Here is a 23716-nt window from a genome sequence, read left to right as displayed (position 1 = left end):
CTTTGTCGAAAGTAGGTTGGGGGGTGTCCCCTCTTTAAAGGATAATGTGGTTTTTGGAAAGTTTCAATACTTTTAGTTAACATTATCAATTACTGGCAGGGAGGGGAAAATCGATGGAGTATTTTGAAAGCAAACTGGGGATAGATCCGAAAAGGGTGGAAAAAGCCCGACAACTGGCAAAAGATATTGCTGTTGATGTTGTTAATTTTGTTCGAAAATACTCGACTGTTAGTGTTGAAAGAACCATTTGTAGGTTCTTTGGAATAGATGGAATTAGCGAGGAAGGCGTGCCACTACCAAATGTTGTTGTTGACCATCTGAAAGAAAAAGGGGCTTTGGAAAATGGTGTTGCGTTATACATCGGTAATGCTGTACTTGAGAGCGGTATGACACCTCAAGAAATTGCCGAAGCCATTGCTGCTGATAAACTTGATCTCACAAAATTACCGATGCACAACATTGATGATATCAAAGGAGTTACAGATGAGTTGGCTGACAAGGCAATTAAAATTATCGACGAGAAAAAAGCTGAACGACAAAGGATGCTTGAAGAACTGGGAGACCCACCACAACCGTACATATACGTTATCGTCGCAACTGGAAACATATACGAAGATGTTGTACAAGCGCAGGCAGCGGTAAGACAGGGAGCAGATATCATTGCAGTTATTAGGTCAACTGCTCAGAGTTTGCTGGATTACGTGCCTTACGGAGCAACAACAGAAGGATTCGGTGGGACATACGCGACACAGGAAAATTTCAGGATAATGAGAAAAGCACTTGACGAAGTGGCGAGAGAGGTAAAAAGATACATCAGACAAACGAATTATAGTTCAGGTCTATGTATGCCAGAAATTGCAGCACTTGGTGCACTGGAGAGACTTGATGTAATGCTGAACGATGCGCTGTATGGTATTCTATTTAGAGATATAAATATGATAAGAACAATGATTGACCAGTACTTTTCTAGAATCATACTCGGGTATGCTGGGATTATTATCAACACAGGTGAAGATAACTACCTAACAACCGCAGATGCCTACGAACAAGGTTACACTGTAATCTCCTCACAACTCATCAATGAACAACTCGCGTTACTTGCAGGTATTCCCGAGGAGCAGATGGGACTTGGACATGCATTTGAGATGGACCCATCTTTGGAAAACGGATTTTTGTACGAATTAGCTCAAGCACAGTTATCAAGAGAGCTTTTCCCGAAAGCGCCTCTTAAATACATGCCCCCAACAAGATTCATGACCGGCAACATCTTCCGCGGTCTTGTCCAGGATGCCATGTTTAACGTCGTTGGTATTTGGACAAAACAAGGCATCCAACTACTTGGAATGATGACGGAAGCTATACATACACCGTTCCTTTCAGACAGATACGTGGCTATCGACACAGCAAAGTACATATTCAACAACATGCGTAACATCGGCGATGAAGTTATTTTCAAGCCCGGTGGAATAATTCAAAGAAGGGCTCAGCAAGTGCTCGAACAAGCGATAGAATTGTTGGAAAAGATGAGAGAAGATGGTTTATTCAAATCACTCGAAAAAGGTGTCTTTGCTAACACAAAACGTTCGATAAAAGGTGGAAAAGGGCTTGACGGGGTTTTCGAAAAAGGAAAACATTACTACAACCCGTTCGTTGAAAAGATGCTCAAAAAACAATTAGACCTGTGAGGTGGAAAAGATGGGTGGAGGACTCTACTCACTTAAGAGGAAAGATTTCGATAAAACATTGAATTTAAAAGCTATAAAACCATACGGAGATACAATGAACGATGGTAAAGTCCAAGTCAGCTTTACATTACCCGTTCCAGATGGTGATGAAGCTGTAGAAGCGGCAAAGCAACTCATGAAAAAAATGGGATTAGACAACCCAATGATTGTTTACCATTACCAACTCACACCAGGGTTCACGTTTTTCATAGGTTATGGTGACTGTGTACACACTGTAGATTTCACCGCTATTAAGGTGCCAAAGGTAGAGGTTCACAAAATGACCATGGAAGAAATAGATGAGTTTATTGAGAAAAACATTGGAAGAAAGCTTGTAGTCGTCGGTGCAACAACAGGAACAGACGCACACACAGTTGGGCTCGATGCCATCCTTAACATGAAAGGTTTTGCAGGTCATTACGGACTTGAAAGATACAGAATGTTTGAAGTATACAACATGGGAAGTCAAGTACCAAACGAAGAATTCGTTGCGAAGGCTATAGAAGTGAAAGCCGATGCTTTACTTGTTTCACAAACCGTAACACAGAAAAACATACATATAAAGAACCTTACTCACCTCATAGAACTACTTGAGGCGGAAGGAATCAGAGATAAAGTCATAGCTATTGTAGGTGGGCCAAGAATTACCCACGAGCTTGCAAAAGAACTTGGTTTCGATGCCGGGTTTGGCCCCGGAACATTTGCCGAAGATGTTGCCGCATTCATTGCGCAAGAGTGGGTTAGAAGGTTCGGAAATAAGAAATGAAATCAAAAAGAAAAGAGAAAAGCCCTGGGATTTCCAGGGCTTTTAATTTTGGTGGAGCCGATGGGATTTGAACCCACGGCCTCTACCGTGCGAAGGTAGCGCTCTCCCAGCTGAGCTACGGCCCCACAAATAATATCTTTGTACCTTCGAAATTTTAACACAGAAGTTTTATTTTTTCAAGAGGGTCATCAACAGAAGGGAAATTGTATATTCAAATTGTGCTAGTTAAAAATTCAACGAACAAGTGTATAATATAACTTGGGAGTCAGTAATGTTTTAGTTCCATGCAAGGGGGTATGATACGTGAGAAGGTACAATATTAAAAAGCGAAATAGGTATACGTTCTTATCGATAGTTTTAATAGGAATCGTCGTTGTTATGCTCTTAGCTTTAGTCTACTACAATTCACTTAAAAAGATTGTTGAAAGGTACTACGGTGATTTTAAAGTACTTACAATCAGGGAAGCTTTCGAAAATGCCTTCAAGAACGTGTCAATTCAACCTTCTGGTTTTGGGGTAGTCACTATAACAGCTATAGATGAAATGAGTAACGTATACACTGCCCGTGTAACGAAAGAGGGTTTGATAAGTATCGCTGTTGGTAACCAAATTAGCCAAAATCCTGAAGAGATGTATAAAACAATCTACGCAAAAGCGTTCTATAACCTGGCCTTAAACCAACCCATCGCAGACTTTGAAACTTCGGATCCGAAGAGTGTGTTGAGTTATTTAAACAATATTAGCTACGATTATTTCCAAGATAACGGGCGGGAGTATGTTGTTTTGATTGGAAAGGACGAGCCTGGGAACGCGGTACAAATCGTGTACAACATCAGCAAAGTCAACGGCAAAATAAGAATAATTGCTGAAAAAGTCTTCGTGAATGGCAAGTTACTGAATGATGCTGAAAAGAGGATTTTCCTTGCCAAGGTGTACAAGAAATCAATAGAGCATGACCTTCTCGAGGTTGTAAAAAATAGTTTTTTGAAAGATTATCCCGGAGTATCAATCGGTGAGGTATTTTCAAAACTAAGCAACGTAAGGTGGACGATAAAAGACGAAAGTAGAAAGATGGTAGAATTTAACGGAATGGACGTTATAGAAGGCAAAGAGACTGTTATAACCATTGGTTTCAAGATAGACGAAAACGGAGAAATTATTGTTTCTTATGCCTTGCTGAACGGTCAGGACGTGGATAAGGAGAGTATACCTTACTTAGTATCATATTTGTATAGCAGATACTCCAATCTTGATAAGAACAAAGATATTTACAAGTACAAACAAATCATATTCTCAACAAAGATTCCGAATTCAACAAAAACGTTTGGAGAACTGTTCACAGAATATTCTAAGAATGACCAATGGAATATAGAATACGCTATCGACAGTATAAAATTAATTGTTACAGCACAAACCGCAAAGAACGATAAATTTTATGTGGAGTTCATCTTAAAAAAAGATGGAGTTTATCTTGCCAAGTCTATGCTCAACGATGTGGAAGAGAAATTTGACGTCTTAACCGCCAAGATACTTGCAAGTGGAAAAGTTGTGGAAAGTACTCCCGTGCAAGAAGGTATAAGCGCGGAAGGAGTCGACAAGGTGCAAAAAGTTAAATCAGGCACGATAGTCAAGTACTCAAGCTTTACAAACAACGAAGAAGCTTTCAGAAGTTATCTGAAAAATCCCACATGGTCATATGATAAAGAAAAAGACAGAGTCATACTGACAGGTGTTGGGAAATACGGAACGAGGAACTGGAACTTTACATTCGTTTTTGACCTTTATTTTGGTCGAGAACCTGTTCTCGAAAATATGTATATGGACGGAATCACTGTTATCGACGAAGTATCAGACTATATAGTCTCCAAAATCTTCAAAGTCGACACTTTAGGTAACAACTTAGTTGAACTTGTAAAAAATTCCATCTTCATATCGAAGACATACGAAGAGATACTTGGACCAAAGGGTTGGAAAATTGATAGAAACAATGATAGAGTCCTCTACACAAGTGACAACTTGCAAATAATATTTGCGGTAGAACCAGCTGGTCAGATAAAAGTTGTTCAAGTTTTCTACAACGGCGAAAACTGGACAACAAGGTCTTACGATGTGTTAAAAACACTTGAAAACGGTGGAAGCCTCACATCCTTAGAACAACCGCAACAGAAAATACAACAGAAACCAATAGAAACAAAAAGAGAGAACGCAAAACCAGTTTCAGAAGAAACAACGATAGAACAACCTGCAAATGTGAAACCAGAAGAACCTCAAGAACAGCCAACAACACCGCAGTATGGACAGTTCTAATTTTTGTATTCAAGTGAGGGCACAATCTTAAAACACGAGGCAGGCTGAGTTCAGCCTGCTCTTTTACTTTTCTTAAACAGAAGCGCGGTTTCACATCCATCAGTTGTCATAACACCCGAGGAACAATGTGTAGTAGATAAGATGAACAAAATACTTAAAGGGGGGAACGTATATGGAAAACAAGTTTGATTCGAGGCTAATAGTTTTAGCACTCTTATTCCTATTGGCAATTACTGTTTATTTACTCAGAATGAGAGCCGAAGTTGTCGAACTTGTGGAGACTAAGACAGAGACCGAATTTGTAAAAATCCACATACAAATTCCTAGGTTTCGAAATACAAAAAATCTTGACTTTGAAAACAGTTTGAACAGTAAGATAGAAGAAAAAGTCAGAAATATAATCGAAGAGGTTAAAGCAGCTGCGCACCAAGCCGCAGAGGATGGAACACTGCGAACCAAACATGAAGTCTATATCTCAACAGAGATGAAGTTTAAATCAAAAGACTTTGTGAGCTTGGTAATATACTACTACACATTTACAGGTGGTGCACATGGAATTACCACGTTCGATTCGTACAACATTGACCTAAAAAATTCACAACTCCTTACGCTGAAGGACATTTTCTCTGAAACATGCAATTACGAAAAAACGATTAAAGATTTTATCACTAAGCAGATAATCAGTCGAAAAGAAGAATTCTTCCCAGAAGCCGTTGAATATATCAACAATGACGATATATCCAAACGAGCGTTTACTATTACAAAAGAATCTCTTCAGATTTACTACGAGGACTACGAAATTGCACCACACTCAACAGGATTACCAGTGTTTGAAATCCCACTATCTCCTCTTAAGCCTTGTCTTCGAGTTAGAATTGACTAAACAACATACTCTTATGACCTAACTGTAAGACCTATACCATACAAACCCAGGTTAGACTATCTACACTCATACACTACTTATATACTATGTTTCATAAATATGTGTAAGGATAATATGATAGATTTAGAGTTTACTAATTTCCTACAGATGTGCTACTTCTACATTGACATAAGAATAAATTTAGTCTTTACTACATCTATACGCTACAAAGACATACCTTGCACCGGAGTTATCATTCTGTTTCAAAGGATAGATAACCCACAAAAGCCCAGACCAACTACGTCCTTAGCTCGTTTAATGGTTTTACAAAAATCTACTACACTCTAACGTCTATAGGATTCAACTAGGAACACGAATACGAGTTGTTTAATATAGAGTTCTGAGAATATAATAAATAAATATACTTTGAACATGTACCTTTAAAACGGTTTACAAAGTTGTTTGCACGACGGGTTTAATAAAAGTATCGTAATCTTCTCACAGAATGTGTTATAAGCCAAATAAAAAGAACGAAGGAATGGTAGACGTTTGAAGTACTCTTTGAAACAAGGTTCTCTTATACCTTTTTTCAGAAAAGTCAAAAAATGCAATATAAGGTTTCTTATATTGCAGTTTTTGTTCCCAATGTCAATCTTCATATAAACAATTAATTTGAGATTATTTCAAGCCGATTTAAAACACCATCCTTTTTATTTGACCTATAAAGCATTTCATGACAGCCGATAATTCTTAATATATCTTCTCGTTTTTGAATGTGTTATAGGGCATTTTACAAGGGTGGCGTTCAAAAACTTTTATTTATACTATTTGTTGCGCGGTATGTTATGTGATTAGCATACAAACAATTGAGAAGTGCGGTGCGAAGGATAGTATTTAATACGATAATAGACGACTGTAAGACCGTACTCTGTTTTCTTATTTGTCTGTAAGATAAATACTGACGAAATGTGAATTTAAGAGCCTAAGAATAAGGGAAGACCATATAACTTAGGTATAGCTATGTTATATCTATGGTAGAAATTACACAGTTCTGACTAAGAAAATAATATATAAGAAAAGTACATTTGTCAGGCATAATAAAGTAGTCAAGATATATACAGTGTGGTTAAGCGCCGTTACTTGCTATTGGCATACTAAATTGTGTCATGGTAATCATGATAGATATACTAAGTAACAATATGAGCACTAATGAAATTTATATCTCAAACAGGTTTCAAGTTTTCAAAATGGAATTTCGAAGATTGGCATACCAGTTAAGTAAGGGGCAATCTCGTAATCTTGGTAGCATATTTGCAAGGCACCTTTTGTTATCGTAAATGGTCTTTGTGACAGGGAGGCTTTTTCAACATACGCAACGGTATCTTCGAAGTGAACATCTTTCTGCAAATTGATTTTGAGTTCACAAAAAACACTGCTAATAATCAATACGACAATAAATGCTACCAAAAGTGTGATTAAAAAACCAAAGTTTTTCCCTCTGTTTCCTCCCACATTAGATGAAGGAGTATGTCTTCGCATACATTATTAATTATACAGCGCACGATAAAGGCCATGGATTCGAATTCCATCGGCTCCACCAGATTTAACAACATATTGATGCGATGGATATGAGCCTTGAGAAATCAAGCCTATGCGTTTTAAAGGATGAACAAAGATAAGGTGAAAAATGAAGTGGTTCGACAGCAAAGCAAAAGCGTTGAAAGGTCTAAAAAGTTGATTGAATGTAAAGAAAAAAGAAAGTATTTGAAATGTTTTTGCGGTAACGATATGATATAATTGTAATAGAATACTAAAGTTGTAACATATCAACAGATAGAATAAATCTATAAGAAATGGCAACTACCTATGCAAGAATATTAGGTTAATTGGTTAAGCGGAAAATATGGAGTTTCATTTAAAACAAACTTAGCTATTGTGATAGTAGTACTTTATTTTGTTAATCCCATAGATGCCCTACCAGATGGCATTCCTTCTCTTGGCATAACAAATGATGCGGATGTATTTGCGCTCATAATAAACCAAATTAGAGTTGAGTTGGATAGATACAAAGAATGGAAACGATGACTTATTCATCTTGCGAACCTACCTTTTTCAAGAGTTGTTTGTGAGTGTCTCATATTTAAAGGATAATGTGCTTTTTGGAAAGTTTCAATAGTTTTAATAAACATTATAATAAATTTATTAATTGGAGGGATCGATTTGGCTGGTGACAAAATAACCTTAAGACAGCTTGAAACACATCTTTTCAAAGCAGCTGATATACTCAGAGGTAAGATGGACGCCTCTGAATATAAAGAATATATTTTTGGTATGCTTTTTCTAAAATATGCATCAGATGTCTTTGAGGAAAAAAGACAGGAGTTAAAAGATAACTATAAGCTCTTGGGATTTTCTGAAGAGCAAATACATGAACTCTTAGAAGATCCAACCTCTTATGGCGATGCCTTTTTTATACCCGAAAGGGCAAGGTGGGAAAATATTTTGAAATTAAAAGAGGATGTAGGAAATCAACTAAATAAAGCCCTGAGCGCTTTAGAAGAAGCAAATCCAGAGCTTGATGGAGTTTTGAAACACATAGATTTTAACGCAGTAAAGGGAAAAACCCGACTAAAAGATCAGCAGCTTATTGACCTAATAAATGAAGAGAAAAAAGAACTGATAAAGATTTTTGAAAATCTTTGGCATAAGCATCATGTGTTCCTTGAGCATTTTTTAAAGGAACGAGAGCAGGAAGTCAGTAAGTTAAATAAATTTTTGGAGGAACTTGGATACTATGAGAGAGTCTAAACAAGTGGAATTTAAAGCACAGTGGAACGACGAACATCTTAAAACAATCTGTGCATTTGCTAATTCAGAAGGTGGAATAATATACATAGGTGTAGATGATAAAGGCAATCCTATTGGAATAGCCAATATAGATAAACTCCTTGAAGACATACCAAATAAAATTTTAAGCAAACTTGGAGTTATTGCAGATGTTGATGTTGAAATCGTAAAAGGGCAGGAGGTAATAAAAATAAAAGTGGAAAAGTCAGAAGTGCCGATCTCATATGACGGTAAGTTTTACATTCGGACAGGTTCGACCATTCAGCAACTTAGCGGAAATGAACTTGTGAGATTTATGCTAAAAAAACAACGAATTTCGTGGGATTCATTACCTTCTGAGGCAGGCGTTGACGAAGTAGACATCGAAACAATAGAAAGGTTTAAAAGGATGGCAAAGAAGAGACTGCCCGAAATATCCGAAGAAGATTCCATCGAAAAGATTCTCAAAAACCTTGAACTTGTAAAAGAGGATAAACTTACAAATGCAGGATTGTTGCTTTTTGGTAAAAAACCTCAAAAGTATATCCACGGTGCAGGTGCCCGTGTTGGAAGATTTAAAACTCCAACCATCATACTTGATACCATAGATGTTAGTGGAAATCTTTTCAAACAGCTTGATGGATTAATGGAAGCTATTAAAAAACATTTGAATGTTCGATTTGAAATAAAAGGGATAGAAAGAGAAGATATATGGGATTATCCTCTTGAAGCTATAAGAGAGGCAGTAATAAATGCATTAATTCATAGGGATTATTTAAGCCTTGCGGACATTCAAATAAAGATTTATGATAATAAAATTTGGTTTTTCAATCCGGGTAAGCTTCCAGAAGAAATAACAATTGAGATGCTAAAACAAGATCATGGATCAATACCACGCAACAGGCATATTGCTTATGTATTTTTCCTCGCAGGATTGATTGAAAAATGGGGAAGCGGTACAAAAAGAATGGTTGAACTTTGCAGGAAAGCAGGACTGCCAGAACCTGAGTTTAAAGAAGAAGGCGGTTTCGTGGTCGAATTTTACAAAGACATATACACAGAAGAGCATTTAGCCAAGCTTGGGTTAAATGAAAGGCAGATAAAGGCAGTTATGTATGTAAAGGAGAAAGGGAAGATTACCAACAGAGAATATCGGGAACTGACAGGGCTTTCTGATGAGGGTACAAGAAAGGATATAAACGTTTTAGTTGAAAAAGGATTGCTGTTGCCTGTTGGGAAAGGAAGGAATACTCATTACATTCTTAAATAAATTGGCGATTTGTTGGCATTTAGTTGGCGATTGTGGCGATTGTATAATGCTTATGTAGAAAAAATGTTTAATGAGAATGCAAAACCATATCGAGGAGTGGCACTAATGCTTAAACAACAGAATGAGATTGATATTACCATTGTGCGTTTTCCAAAGATTCTTCACTGCACAAAAACCTTATGACCGTTTTTGTACAAGCTGGAGGAATCGCATTTGGGACAAGAGAGTGTTGAGTTGTTCATATCGGTGAAACTGCTTTATCAAGAGTAGGTTGGGGGGTGTCCCATCTTTATAAGAATAATGCGGTTTTTGGAAAGTTTCAATACTTTTAGTTAACATTATCAAATTTGTGGCGGGTGGTAAAGTGCAAGAGATATTTAAAAAAATATAAAGAAAGGTTGGTTAATTTAAGCGGCAGAAACAGAAGTTTGGTGATGAAAAAGATATATAAAAAGCATTCATTTGATTTGTATCTATTAAAGAACTTTCAAGATAATATAGATAAAGATATCTTGAGATTTCTTTTCTCTAGAAATAAAGGAAGAATTAAGATTCTACAAGACCCATATATTTGGCAAAATCAACAAATAGCTATTCTTCAAACAAATATAAATAATCAAATTAAGGAAGCAATAGAAAAACTACAAATAGCAGATAAGGTGAAGTTAGAAGAAGAAAAACAGAAGATAAAATTTAAATATCAAGAAAAATTCGAAAATGAAAAGCGAAGAATAGAAGCACAAGCAGAAACACTTATAACTTATTCAAATTCATTAAATTACCTAAATAAAGAGATATTGTCTACTGAAAAGGAAACAGGTAGATACGAAATGTATATTGGATACCCTTTTGTTGAAGGATGTTTAAAGGACGAAACATTTGTAAGGGCTCCACTTTTGCTTTTTCCTGTAAAGATATTTAAAATGGGAGATGAATGGTTTCTTGAAAATATTTTAGATGAGAATGTAATGATAAATAAAGTATTGTTAGTGGCATTTTCTAAATTCAATGGTGTACAATTAAATGAAGAAATAGAAAATGAATTTGATGAATTATCAAGTTTAGGGTTTGATGATTTAAACAATATTGTAAGTTATTTAAATAAGATGGGTATAGAGTTAAAAATGTCGGAAAGAACAGAAGTTCAAAGATTTATCGAAATAAAGGCAGATACAGATAGAGTAACTGATTACGCAATAGGGGAATTGGTAATAAAGCCATATTTGATATTAGGACGCTTTCCAATAGCAAATTCAATATATGTTGATTATTTAAGATTAGAAAAAGCTGATGAAGAAAATGAGTTGGTTAAAAAGCTATTGACTAATGAAGGTGTAAGAGATAATGGAGATACTGGTTATTTATTTAGTGATGAATCTGAAAAAATAAAAGAAGAGGATTTTTATTGTTTGACAGAATTAGATTTTAGTCAGGAAAAGGCTGTTAAAATGGCTGATTCAACAAAACAGCTTGTAATTTATGGTCCGCCTGGTACAGGTAAATCGCAAACTATCGCAAGTATAATATCTGATGCATTATCTAAAGAAAAAAAGGTGCTTATGGTTTCAGAAAAAAGGGCTGCTCTTGATGTTATATATAACAGATTAGCGAAAATAAATTCAAAGATAGTTCTTCTGCATGATTCTAATAAAGATAAAAAGAATTTTTATGAAAAGGTTAAAAACGCTTTGGAAAATATAGAGGATAACTATATACAAACATCATATGGAAGAAAGATAAATACATTAAGCGAAATAAAGAAATATTCTGAAAGAGTAGATAACAATATTTCGAAATTAGAGGAACTTGCAGATTTCCTTCACAAGGAAAGAGAATTTGGATTATCATTACAAAAGATGTACTCAATGTCTAAAAAGATTGTTTCAAAGGAAGATGCTAGATATGAAATATTTAGGAAATTTAAAACGTGTAATTTTGTTGAAGCATATAAGTATGATGATGTAAAATCAAGCGTTGAAAACATACTTAAAGAAGGTGTTTTGGAAGATTATTTTAAATACAAAAGATACGTTTCTAATAATAGTATGATATTGAAAATAAGAGAAGGTTTAGATCGTTTCGATATAGATGATTATATCGATAAATTAACCAGTATAAAAAATGATTATAGTAACGCAGAGATTAAATTGGATTTAGATGAAATTTGTAAGGATAAGCTTTTAATTCTTTATAAAGAAAAACAAAATGTGCTGCCAGACGATATAACTGCTTTAAGTGAAGCTATAAATAAAGAGAGTAATAGAGAACTTTTAGTTAAATTAAACAATGGTAGATGGTGGAGCCTTATTTACTGGTTAAATTATAGTAAAAATAAGAAAATAGAAATGGAAAATAAAAAGGAATACGAAAGAAGGGGACAAGAAATATATAAAAAGCTCTTAAATGATAAAGAAAAGATAGATGCATTTAAAAAGAAATTTGACTTTATAAGAGATATAGTAGTGGAAGATGAATACGAAGAATTAATAAAAAGCATATATGATTTAAAAGATTTAAGTGGATATATCGATAAATTGATAGATGGCTTGAGTATATACGAAGATTTCATGAAAACAATTGCTAGACTAAATTGGCTTTCAGATAAAGAGAAAAACATCTTAGACTTTGTGTATGAGATAACAAATGATTTAAACCACGCTCGCAAAATAGTGAACGATATTGAGGAGTACTTTATTTTGTACAATATAAATAAGATAGAGAATCAAGAAAAGGATAAAATCACATTGTATGGAAAATATTATGACTTAGTAGGAGACAGCAAAAAATATATGGCTCGTAAAAGGGAATTGATTGCGCAATATATAGTCGAGAAATGGGACAGTATTTTTATAAACACTAGAAACAGAGATTTTAATAGATATAAAGAATTTGAAAGACAAGCACAAAAGAAAAAGATGCTTTGGCCTATTAGACAGTATGCAAACGAATTCAAAGATATGTTATTTGATTTATTTCCATGTTGGCTTTTAACCCCAGAAACTGCATCCGAAGTTTTACCTTTAGTAAATGGATTATTTGATATCGTAATATTTGACGAGGCTTCTCAAATATTTGTTGAAAATGCAATACCTGCAATATATAGAGGTAAAAGAGTTGTTATAGCAGGAGATGATAAACAATTACGACCTACGTCTGTATTTAAAGTAAGATTTGATGATGACGAAGAATATGAAGATTTAGAGGTAGCAGCAGCATTAGAAGAGGAAAGTTTGTTAGACTTAGCTAAGGTTAAATATGATTCTGTTCATTTAATTTACCATTATCGTTCTAAATATCAAGAGTTAATTAATTTTTCAAACTATGCTTTTTACGGCGGAAGATTAAAAATTTCACCTAATGTAGAAAAAACAGATATATCTAAGTTTAAGCCGATAGAGAGAATAAAGGTAAATGGAAGATGGATTAAGAAAACTAATATAGAAGAAGCAGAAAAGGTTGTTGAGTTGGTTAAAGATATACTAAAGAATAGAAAAGAAAACGAAACTATAGGTATAATAACCTTCAATATTACACAAAGGGATTTAATAGATGAAATGCTTGATAATGAAGCATCTAATGATCCGTATTTTGAACAGCTTCTTTTAAAGGAAAGGGATAGGTTAGAAAACGGAGAGGACAAGAGTTTATTTGTAAAGAATATAGAGAATGTACAAGGTGATGAGAGGGATATAATTATATTCTCTATAGGGTATGCACCAAATGAAAATGGTAAGATTTTAGCAAATTTTGGTTCTTTATCTGTGGATGGAGGAGAAAATAGATTAAATGTAGCAATAAGTAGAGCAAAGAAAAAAATATATGTTGTTACCTCAATTGAACCTGAGGAATTAAATGTAGATTCAACTAAAAATAACGGGCCAAAACTTCTAAAAAAATATTTACAATATGCAAGGGAAGTTTCAAATGGAAATAAAGAGATGGTTGAGACTATTTTAAACAGCATTTTAGATTCCGATTTATCACCAAACACTCAAAAGACATTTGATAGTGATTTTGAACAGGAGGTGTATGACGCTTTAGTTGAAAGAGGATACCATGTAGACACGCAGGTTGGTGTGGCGGGATATAGGATAGATTTAGCTATTTATGACCCTAATACATCAAGATATATATTGGGAATAGAGTGTGATGGTGCAACTTATCACAGTTCAAAATCTGCAAGAGAAAGGGACATTCATAGGCAGAGATTTTTAGAGTCAAGAGGATGGAACATAATAAGAATTTGGAGTAGAGATTGGTGGGAAAACCCTCAAAGGGAAATAGATGAAATAGAAGGATTTTTGAAAGATATGATAGAGGCATTTGCTTAAAATATCTGTTTGGTATTATTCTTGAATCTATTTTTTAGTTTAAGTCTTATTGTATCTATTTGAAGGTGTTCAATAGGAATACTAACCCTTCTGGTTTTTTGTCAAGTAGGTGTCAAAGACTAAGCTATTAGATAGCACCTATTCTCTTTAGTAGAATTAAGAAAACTTCGATTAGTGGGGAACCTACAGGCAAAAAAATTAGCTAATGTTATTTATGAGAAATGTGTAGAAAACTTTAATCTATTAACAACTTAAAATAATAATGCTTTTATTGTATCAATATCATCCCCCAAAGACAAAACATCTGAGTAGATAATGTACGAAGCCCTGGTTTATTCCAGGGCTTTTTTGTTTCGTAGTACGCATTCACTTGGAGGTGATGGGAATGAGACTCAATTTAGCAGCTAAAAAACAACTTTTTGAATCTTTGAAAAATGACATCTAAAGCCTATGCATTTCAGGGGATGAAAGATAGGTAAAAACGAAGTGGTTCGACAGCAAAGTAAAAGCGTTGAAAGGTCTAAAAAGTCGGTTGAATGTAAAGAAAGAAAAAATAAAGTATTTGAAATATTCGGACGAGGACGATTATGATATAATTAAAGTGTATACTAAAGTTGTAACACATCAACCTAATAGATGTAATAAACCGATAAGAAAGGAGAGATACCTATGCAAGACTGTTAGGTTAAAGTGTTACAAAATGGCTTGACCGCTGCAAATCATATAGCTGTTTTTATAGATATCTATAATTCAATTTATGCAGGAGGTATTATTTATGAACAATTCTGAATACGAATCTGAATATAAAAAATATAGGAATAAAGCTGAAGAATATATAAATGATAGAGAGAAAACCAGAAATCTTTTAGAACAAGCTACGAAAAAGGCTAAAAAACAAGGGCCTTTAGACAAAATATGGGATGATATTCAACTTATGTTTGGATTATTAGGCGATTGGTTAAGTGGAACATATAAAGTTTCAACAGGAACAATCTTAGCTATTTTGGGAGCAGTAATTTATTTTGTTACTCCCATTGACGCTATAGCAGATTTTATTCCTGTTCTTGGTTGGATGGATGATGCAGCTGTATTTACGCTAGTAATAAACCAAATTAGAGCTGAGTTGGATAGGTATAAAGAAAGGAAACGATGAGTTATTCATCTTGGGAAACCTGCTTTTGTCAAGAGTTAGTTGGGGGTGTTACCTATTTAAACGATAATGCGGTTTTTGGAAAGTTTCAATATTTTTAGTCTACATTATCTTACTAGAAAGAGGAGGAGTTATTTGTGATTGAAACAGACATTTTAGTTATCGGTGGTAGTGCAGGAGGTATACTTACAGCAACCACGGCAAAAAGAATCTATCCAGACAAGAGGGTCGTCGTGGTAAGGAAAAATAAAACAGTTATGGTTCCTTGTGGGATTCCTTACATATTTGGTACTCTCTATGACACCTCAAAGAACAGAATTCATGATGAAATGGTTAAAAGTGCTGGCGTTGAACTACTCATAGACGAGGTCATTAGTATTGACAAAGACAAAAAAGTAGCGATTTTGAAGAGTGGTGAAGAAATCAAATGGGACAAACTTGTTCTTGCAACAGGTTCACTGCCGGTTATTCCAAAGTGGCTACCTGGACACGACCTTGAAAACGTCTTCCCAATTATCAAAGATGAAGAATATCTTTCAAACATGCTCAGTAAGCTCAAAGAGATTAATGAAGTTGTTATAATTGGTGGAGGTTTTATTGGTGTAGAATTTGCTGAACAACTCGCGCTTGCTGGTAAACACGTAACACTTGTTGAAATAGCCCACAAGATACTTTGGCAAGCATTTGATGACGAATTTGCAGCGATTGCGGAACAAGACCTCGAAAGCCACGGGGTTACACTCAAACTGGGAACGAAAGTCAAAGCAATTCTTGGAAACGGCAAGGTAGAAGAAGTGGAATTTGAAAGTGGGGAAAGAGTTAAAGCAGAAGCAGTCATACTCTCCATGGGTGTCACGCCAAATACAGAGCTTGCAAAACAGCTTGGACTTGACCTCACAAGAAAAGGTGCCATAGTAGTTGATGAATACATGAGAACAAGTGCTCCAGATATCTTTGCTGTTGGTGACTGTGCACTTAAAAGAGACTTCTTCACCAGCAGGCATGTTCCAATACTTCTTGCATCAACTGCAGCTATGGAAGCAAAAATTGCAGCAGCTAACCTGTATGGTATCAAGTTCATCAGAGAGAACAGAGGCACTGTAAGTGCATTCTCTACGAAGATATTTGATAAAACTTATGGAGTTGCTGGTATAATCGAAAGATTTGCCAAAGAAGATGGATTTGATTACGTGGTTGGAAAAGCCGTATCTATGGATAGACATCCGGGGGCTTTACCAGGTGCAAAGAAAATCGAAGTTAAACTCATCTTCTCAAGAACATCAGGAGTTCTTATAGGTGCTCAGGTAGTTGGAGGCGATAGTGTTGGGGAAATGATTAATATACTAAGCCTTGCAATCCAAAAAGGTCTAACAGCAAACGAACTTAACACTATGCAAGTCGCAACTCATCCACTCGTGACCGCTTCACCTGTAACTTACCCAATAAATGCAGCAGCACTCGATGCACTTGTAAAAATATGCACAAAGTGCTGAACGAAAGATAAAAAACAAAAGGTCTGGGTTTTTTCCAGACCTTTTTTGTTAACTAACGGCATCGGTAATTTACTTTTTAAACAACACTCCGAACCTTCTGAGTGCAGCTACTGAAATAACCGCTCCGAAAGCTATCGTTCCAAGCTTTCCACCCGCACCTCCAAAATACGGGGCACTAAAAATGAAGATTACACCACAAAACATCCCAGCGATAACCGCATAAAACTCGTTTGGTAGTCTCTCCTTACTTGACATCCCAGCAAACGAAGCACAGATAACAACCAATGCCAAAATCTGACCTATCTCTGGAAATATTTCAGGTAAGACAAGTCCTCCGATGAGCCCAATTGTTGCTGAACTTAGCACAGGACTTTTTCCAAACCTCACATTCAATATGTAAGTTGCCAAAATTCCGATTATAGCAAAAAACATTATCAAAAGCCCTACTTCCCATTCAGGCAACGAACTTTTCGTAAATTCTCGCCCAGTGATAACAGCACTTAAAACAGCACCAAGGAGCGCTATAGTCCCAAGCTTACCTCCAAATCCTTTGAATATACGCTTAGTAATGACAAAAATTACCCCGGCAAGTACGGAAGCTATTAACAGATGTTCGAAGTCATATACATTTGCTGAACTCATTCCTACAAAGCTACCACAATAAATGGGCACTTCATATTTTGATGCAACAACAAAACCAAGAATTCCAACAATCCCAGCTGCAGCGACCGCACCCAGTCCGATATGATTATTTAGATAGAAAGTAACTACCGCACCTATCACTACTGACAGGAAATCAGCAAACTTATGTAACCACATTTCGGTATCATTATTTTTCCTATCCTTATCTGAACTTATCCTATTTCTAATTTCTCTGTACCCTTCAAATACCAATAAACCAGTTAGAAGAAAAATCAGTAGTGAAATGAGTCCCAATCCTTCATTCCTCAACGACTCAAACATGGTAACAACAAAAAGAATAATAGTTTTTCCTAACAACAGTAAACCTCCGAGAATTGTTGTTATCACAACCATCAACTCCTGCAAGAATGGTTATTGATTGGCACATGCAAAGACTATTTTACCATAAAAGAATCAAATATATAGGCTTTTAAGACTGTATTACGATAAGTCTACAATAACCACCTTAGTCTTGCCTAATCTATTATCTGTGATAAAATTAACATGTACGGCTGCAACACAAATCGAAAGACTGGAGGTATCAAGATGGATGCACGAAAATCAGTGAACGACTTTATGAACACCATGAAAGAACTTGCAAAGTCTGATAAGGCGTATGTTGATGCTTTCATGAACTTTTTCAAGGAAGCGGAGAAACCAGGTGCTTTGAGTGCTAAGCAAAAAGCATTGATAGCGGTTGCTATTGCCGTTTCTGAGAGATGTTCATATTGTATTGCTGTCCACACAAAAAATGCTCTTGATGCAGGAGCAACTCGTGAAGAAATTCTTGAAGCGGCAAAGGTTGCGGGCTTAATGGGCGGAGGACCAGCGCTTGCCTACATAACTCTCGTTTTAGAAGCGCTTAAAGCGTTTGAGGAAAAAGAAGACAAATAAAGTTCTGAAGCAAGAACAAACGAAAATCCTGGGTTTTTCCCAGGATTTTTAGTTATTTTAGTTACAAAGGTAGTCGTAAAAAATCCTAAAAACTAATGGTATAATTAAGTTACACTGTTTTGCTTCAATTTGAACCATAAACGGATGGATGGCTTCAAATCGTCAAAAAGTCAGTTCCGAACTTTATAGAAAGGGGGTATCAGTATGGCAAGAAAGCTTATTTTGTTGGTTGTTTTGAGCACGCTGTTATCGTCATTCTATCTATTCGCTATCACCATATTCGTTCCAGGAAACTCCGATTTCGTTATGTACTTTAACATCAATAACATCGGTGACCAAGAACTTACAGCCATTCTTCAAGAAGCAGGCATAACTCCAATAATCTCTGTGTATGGAAAATTTTCGTTAGGTAGTGCACTAAGCCTTTCAATTTTTGATGAGCTCGAAGATTTTTCACCTAAGGTCTTGATCGGTTCACCAATAGGTATAGTGCTCCCAGGAAAGATTGGTGACAAGAGTTTAGAGTTTTTGATTAATTATATGTTTGATGCCAATATTCAAATCCCAAAACTAACGGTCAACCAACCATCGATAGTTACAATTGATAACAAAAAACTCTGTATCATACGCTCAAACGATAATATTTATCTGTGTTTTAACAAGGACATCTCCATGTTCACAAAAGACATGCTAAATGCCAAGATTTCGAGTATATCTCTATTAACAAAAGATGACGTTATAGCTTACTTTAAGACATACAAAAAGTCATTCATAGGCGAACTCTTATACACGTTTGGAGATTATTTTGGCATTCCTATCTATGATGAAATTGTTATCACCAAGAAAGGCGAAAACTATAGCTTCAAAATTACAATTAACAAAACATTTTCTGACTACGAGAAAAAACTAGTACTTACCAGAAGAGGTATCCTGAAAGGACTTTCCTATCTGGATGGAGCTAACTTTATTCTCGCTTTAGACACAAGTCAGATTGGTGACACTTCCATACTAACCGGAACCGGTGACTGGGACTTAGATATTTTTGAAGATTTTCAACAGATATTCGAATTCTTGGACATCTTTAAATCAGTTGCATTTTCTGCAAGTTTTGATGGATACTTCACGTTCTCTGGTATAATCAAACCCGAAAACGAACAAGATGCGAAATTTATAGCATCAATACTAAAAAATCAACTCTCAAGCACGGGATATCAAGTAGTTGTCGAAAATCAAAAAATAAACGTATTCCCAATCGAGATAGACAAAACCTTGCTAAAGTCACTAACTGAAAACGCTTCGTTTATACTCTACATGAACTACTCTGATGAAGAAAGCTCGGCAACACTTAGTATAAAAACTGAAATTTTGGACAATGGTAATTTGTCAATAACTGGAGAGTTTGATAACTTAGCCTGGTTCCTTGAAAAGTTAGAAGAAGTAGTAGAACCATATTTTGAAGAAACATATGAAGAGGAACGGGACGAAGAATACTATGAAGAAGAATACCACGAAGAAGAATACTACGAACAAGAATATGAGGAAGAGTATGAAGAAGAATACACGACAGAAGAAACAGCAACAGAAGAAGTAACAACAGAAGAAATTAGCTATTCTGAGCTCGAATACGAGATAGCAGACGAAATAGTCAAAATATTCAATGCATGTGCTGATTACATCCGTGACCAAGGAGCACAAGAGGTTACTTTGGAAGATTTGTACGATTACGGTTATATCGATTACATACCAGACTACTTCGATGTAAAAAGTGTTGTCATGGACGATGGAACGGTTTACGTTATTATCCACATGGATATCGCACAATACGATGTCGAACCAAGCAATATTGTAGATATACTCTATTACGACAAGGATATCTACTCAGATATAATCAACGGAAGAATAAGTGTTATTCTGTACGTTGAACCTGCTTGGGAGTAATATACCCAGTGACAAAAAGGAACATTGAGTTACATTATATTCAAAATATTCAATTCACCAAATCGTGCCCCGACTGGGGCACGATTATTCTTAAAGGTAGTATAATTGTAGAGGTGAACTACATACAAGGAGGCTCAAAAGTGCAAAACAACAGTTCATCAATTACCATTGGGTCTACTAATTTGACTATCCTTTGCGATGATACTCTTCAACCGCCACTACACTCCGAGCACGGCTTTTCTTTGCTGGTTGAAAAAGCTGGCAACCCAATCGTGCTATTTGACACCGGTACAACTGATGTATTCATGAAAAATGCAAGTACCACTGGTAAAAACCTTACCAAGGTAGAGTATATTGTCATTAGCCACGGTCACTACGACCACGCAGGCGGGTTGAAATATATGACTTCTTTTGGCAAGAAGTTCAAGGTTTATCTTAGACAAGACGCTTTCTTACCCAAATACAGTGATGACAGATTCACAGGAACAGACTGGGAAGCGCTAAAAGACTCGTTTGAATTTCTTATTGTCAAAGACAAACTCATCAAAATAACCAATTCTATTTATGCCTTTGGACCTGCATGGATGAGGAACAAATTTGAAGAGCCAGACTCTAATTTCCAAATTATAAAGAACAACGAAAAGATTAGAGACTTTTTTGAAGAAGAATTAAACCTTGTCATTGACGAAGGAGATGGAATTGTACTCATAACCGGATGTGCACACAGAGGGATAATAAACATAGCCCAAGATGCGCTTGAATTGTTTGACAAAAAAATCAAACTCCTTATTGGAGGATTTCATCTTTACAAATCATCCGAGGAAAAGGTTGATAAAGCTATCTCGATCCTTAAGAGCTTGCCAATTGAACAGATAATACCGCTACACTGCAGTGGGGAATTAATCAAGAAGAAATTTGGAATGTTGTATACATTTTAGGTGGTAAGTGAATCGATAGTGTTAACTTGTAGTGATGAAAGAGTGTAAGTGTGAAAGAATGCAATTGATATTGCCATTGTGTGTTTTCCAAAGATTCTTCACTACACAAAATCCTTGAATATATTTCGCTAAGTTCTTCGTATTCTTCAGCCCTCGCTTGAGTCGGAAAAAGTCTTTCAACAATGAAAACTTAGATTCACATTGATTGTTTTTACCGAGCGGTACCACTACGTGATTGATATTTCTGAACAACAGCTTTACTGCACTTTCATATGCACCAAGTCCATCAGTAATAAGTTCAATGTTTTTAGGTTTTGAATTACCAAAGAACTTCTCGAGCAATACTTTGACTTGTCCCATATCACGATACTTTGAGACATGCCAACAAAGAATTAAGTTAGTTTCGTGATCAACTAATAGCCAAACATAGTACTTTTGTTCTTTGAACACAAGAACAGTTTCATCAGCATGAACTGAGAAAACATTTTCGATGGTAAATGTTGGGAAAAGTACAGAGAATAAAGTACACAATTTAATAACCCATTTGTATATGGTGACATGAGATACTTTGATATTAAGAGAATGAGCAAGAGAGCGATAAGACATATTGTGTTTCATATACAAAACAAAAGCCTTTAAGACGAAAAAGATAGGGAAGCGGAAATATTTAAATTTCTCAGGAATAAGGGTGACTGGTTCGGGGAGGTTAAAAGGTACTCTATCTTTGGTACGACAAGCTCTACAACGGAAGACAACGAAAGAGCGACGGACTTTGTAAATTTCCATAGCTTTACCACAAGAAGAGCATTTGGGATATGGGAAAGGAAAGTTTTTGCGTTTTTGAGAATGGGAAAGTTTGAAGGAATGATGGCAGAGTTTGCAAAGGAATTGTTGGTTACCGTATTTGTCGTGACCGTTTTTGTATAAGCTGGTGGAACCGCATTTTGGACAAGAGAGTGTTGAGTTGTTCATATCGGGATACCTCCTTTGTCGAGAGTTGGTTGGGGGGTGTCCCCTCTTTATAAGGATAATGCGGTTTTTGGAAAGTTTCAATACTTTTAGTTAACATTATCAGTGAATCTGCAGGAGGGATAAACTTGAAAGACCTGAGGTTTGAAAATGAAGAAATTGAATACAAAACAAGTTGGAAGGATGAATACCTTAAAACCTTGTGTGCTTTCGCAAATACAAAAGGCGGACAACTGATAATCGGCATAAAAGACAACCATGAAGTTGTCGGTGTTCAAAATTTTCAGAAATTGCTGGAATATATTCCAAACAAAGTAAAAAACTCCCTTGGGATAATTCCATCTTTAGAGATTAAGGTGGTTGATGGTAAAAACATACTCGTAATCTCTGTCCAACAATATGATACTCCCGTTTATTATGATGAAAAAATATATGTACGTTCAGGAAGCAATACAGTAGAACTCACAGGTCAAGAATTAACAAGGTTCATATTTAAGAAATTTGGAAAATCTTGGGAGAAATCTCCTACTTCAGTAACCATCGATCAACTTGACCTTTCAACTGTGGAACTTTTCAAAAAACTTGCAAAAGAAAGATTATCAGCTATTTCAGAGGACGATTCGATTGAGAAAGTACTCTACAATCTTGAACTAATGTCAGAAGATGGGTATTTGAACAATGCCGGAGTTTTATTATTCGGAAAAGACCCATCAAGACAAATAGACGCTCCCTGGGTGCGTATAGGGAGATTTGGCAAGAGTAATTCGATACTTGATACAGTTGATGCTGTTGGTAACCTTTTTAGACAGCTCGAAATAGTTTACGAGGCTATTAAAAAGAATATAAATGTCAGATTTTCCTTTGAAAATGCCACTGAACGAAAAGAAATTTGGGACTATCCTCTTATTGCGATACGAGAAGCAATAATAAACGCGCTTGTCCACAGAGATTACGCGGTGCAACAAGATACGCAAATTAAAATCTTCGACAATGCAATATGGTTTTGGAACCCCGGAACACTACCTGAAGGAATAAGAGTTGAGGATCTGAAAAACTCTGTACACATTTCTAAACCAAGGAACAGAATTATCGCCAGAGTATTTTACTATGCCAGAATGATAGAACAATGGGGAACTGGAACAAGCAGAATTATCGACTCTTGTCTAAACCAAGGCTTACCTGAACCAGAATTTAAGGAAGAGAATGGAGGTTTTTCTGTTTACCTATACAAAGACATGTATACTGAAGATAAACTTAGAAAAATGGGTCTAAATGAGAGACAAATAATGGCAGTTATTTACGTACAAAGAACTGGAAAAATAACGAACAAAGAATACCAGGAATTAACTGGTGTGAAAGAAAGAATGGCTGGGTACGAGTTGAACGAGCTAGTAAAATTAAACATTTTGGAAAGAATTGGAAAAACAGGGAAGGGCACTTTCTACACTATTAAAGGAGCAAAAGGCGCAGTGAAGACGCAATAAAGGCGCAGAAGACGCAATTTGAATTTCTTATTGCCAAAGACAAACTCATCAAAATAACCAATTCTATTTATGCCTTTGGACCT

The 23716-nt window shown here is 35.7% G+C and carries 17 protein-coding genes and 1 tRNA gene; 14 read left to right on the top strand and 4 right to left on the bottom strand.

The window, feature by feature from the left end; genetic code table 11:
• Positions 1-113 precede the first annotated feature (113 nt).
• Positions 114-1685: a lysine 5,6-aminomutase subunit alpha gene (gene kamD / locus JM64_RS03850; RefSeq protein ID WP_064011556.1), complete on the top strand. Its 1572-nt coding sequence runs from the start codon at positions 114-116 to the stop codon at positions 1683-1685.
• Positions 1686-1695: 10 nt separating this feature from the next.
• Complete coding sequence (kamE, locus tag JM64_RS03845) at positions 1696-2490, top strand: lysine 5,6-aminomutase subunit beta (RefSeq protein ID WP_064011555.1); 795 nt, start codon at positions 1696-1698, stop codon at positions 2488-2490.
• Positions 2491-2539: 49 nt separating this feature from the next.
• Here kamE and JM64_RS03840 read toward each other — a convergent pair.
• Positions 2540-2615: transfer RNA gene (locus JM64_RS03840), tRNA-Ala, on the bottom strand.
• Between the two features lie 178 nt (positions 2616-2793).
• On the opposite strand from JM64_RS03840, the gene JM64_RS03835 reads away from it, so the two are divergent.
• Both JM64_RS03835 and JM64_RS03830 read left to right on the top strand, forming a co-directional pair.
• Positions 2794-4797, top strand: coding sequence for a hypothetical protein (locus JM64_RS03835; protein WP_064011554.1), 2004 nt, complete (start codon positions 2794-2796; stop codon positions 4795-4797).
• Positions 4798-4969: 172 nt separating this feature from the next.
• Positions 4970-5680 carry a DUF3298 and DUF4163 domain-containing protein gene (locus JM64_RS03830; RefSeq protein ID WP_064011553.1) on the top strand — a complete coding sequence of 237 codons (711 nt, stop codon included), beginning with the start codon at positions 4970-4972 and terminating at the stop codon, positions 5678-5680.
• Positions 5681-6901: 1221 nt separating this feature from the next.
• Here JM64_RS03830 and JM64_RS03825 read toward each other — a convergent pair.
• On the bottom strand, positions 6902-7198 hold the full coding sequence (locus JM64_RS03825) for an RsiV family protein (protein ID WP_082204731.1): 297 nt from the start codon (positions 7196-7198) through the stop codon (positions 6902-6904).
• Between the two features lie 396 nt (positions 7199-7594).
• On the opposite strand from JM64_RS03825, the gene JM64_RS09750 reads away from it, so the two are divergent.
• From JM64_RS09750 to JM64_RS03800, 6 genes are all read left to right on the top strand, one after another.
• Positions 7595-7744 carry a YkvA family protein gene (locus JM64_RS09750; protein ID WP_158510125.1) on the top strand — a complete coding sequence of 50 codons (150 nt, stop codon included), beginning with the start codon at positions 7595-7597 and terminating at the stop codon, positions 7742-7744.
• Between the two features lie 135 nt (positions 7745-7879).
• Complete coding sequence (locus JM64_RS03820; protein WP_064011552.1) at positions 7880-8467, top strand: type I restriction-modification system subunit M N-terminal domain-containing protein; 588 nt, start codon at positions 7880-7882, stop codon at positions 8465-8467.
• A 4-nt stretch (positions 8468-8471) separates the two neighbouring features.
• Entirely contained in the window at positions 8472-9755 is a 1284-nt protein-coding gene (locus JM64_RS03815) for an AlbA family DNA-binding domain-containing protein (protein ID WP_197473455.1), read from the top strand.
• 356 nt (positions 9756-10111) lie between these two features.
• On the top strand, positions 10112-14086 hold the full coding sequence (locus tag JM64_RS09860) for an AAA domain-containing protein (protein ID WP_269446861.1): 3975 nt from the start codon (positions 10112-10114) through the stop codon (positions 14084-14086).
• Positions 14087-14861: 775 nt separating this feature from the next.
• Positions 14862-15239, top strand: coding sequence for a YkvA family protein (locus JM64_RS03805; protein WP_014451158.1), 378 nt, complete (start codon positions 14862-14864; stop codon positions 15237-15239).
• Positions 15240-15373: 134 nt separating this feature from the next.
• Positions 15374-16729 (top strand): FAD-dependent oxidoreductase, encoded by a 1356-nt coding sequence (locus JM64_RS03800; protein WP_082868278.1) that lies wholly within the window; start codon positions 15374-15376, stop codon positions 16727-16729.
• A 69-nt stretch (positions 16730-16798) separates the two neighbouring features.
• On the opposite strand, the gene JM64_RS03795 is transcribed toward JM64_RS03800, so the two are convergent.
• On the bottom strand, positions 16799-17758 hold the full coding sequence (locus JM64_RS03795; protein ID WP_156487893.1) for a hypothetical protein: 960 nt from the start codon (positions 17756-17758) through the stop codon (positions 16799-16801).
• Between the two features lie 198 nt (positions 17759-17956).
• On the opposite strand from JM64_RS03795, the gene JM64_RS03790 reads away from it, so the two are divergent.
• The 3 genes from JM64_RS03790 (at position 17957) to JM64_RS03780 (ending at position 21180) form a co-directional block, all read left to right on the top strand.
• Complete coding sequence (locus tag JM64_RS03790; protein WP_064011548.1) at positions 17957-18304, top strand: carboxymuconolactone decarboxylase family protein; 348 nt, start codon at positions 17957-17959, stop codon at positions 18302-18304.
• 204 nt (positions 18305-18508) lie between these two features.
• Positions 18509-20242 (top strand): hypothetical protein, encoded by a 1734-nt coding sequence (locus tag JM64_RS03785; RefSeq protein WP_064011547.1) that lies wholly within the window; start codon positions 18509-18511, stop codon positions 20240-20242.
• Positions 20243-20382: 140 nt separating this feature from the next.
• On the top strand, positions 20383-21180 hold the full coding sequence (locus JM64_RS03780; RefSeq protein ID WP_082868277.1) for an MBL fold metallo-hydrolase: 798 nt from the start codon (positions 20383-20385) through the stop codon (positions 21178-21180).
• 21 nt (positions 21181-21201) lie between these two features.
• On the opposite strand, the gene JM64_RS09980 is transcribed toward JM64_RS03780, so the two are convergent.
• Entirely contained in the window at positions 21202-22152 is a 951-nt protein-coding gene (locus tag JM64_RS09980) for a DDE-type integrase/transposase/recombinase (RefSeq protein ID WP_064011546.1), read from the bottom strand.
• Between the two features lie 125 nt (positions 22153-22277).
• Here JM64_RS09980 and JM64_RS03770 point away from each other — a divergent pair, with 125 nt between their 5' ends.
• Complete coding sequence (locus JM64_RS03770) at positions 22278-23633, top strand: AlbA family DNA-binding domain-containing protein (protein WP_064011545.1); 1356 nt, start codon at positions 22278-22280, stop codon at positions 23631-23633.
• Positions 23634-23716 lie beyond the last annotated feature (83 nt).

The sequence above is a fragment of the Fervidobacterium pennivorans genome, from assembly GCF_001644665.1.
GTDB lineage: Bacteria > Thermotogota > Thermotogae > Thermotogales > Fervidobacteriaceae > Fervidobacterium > Fervidobacterium ngatamarikiense.
Note: the sequence above shows the minus strand (reverse complement) of the source record. Positions and strands in the feature narration are given on the sequence as shown.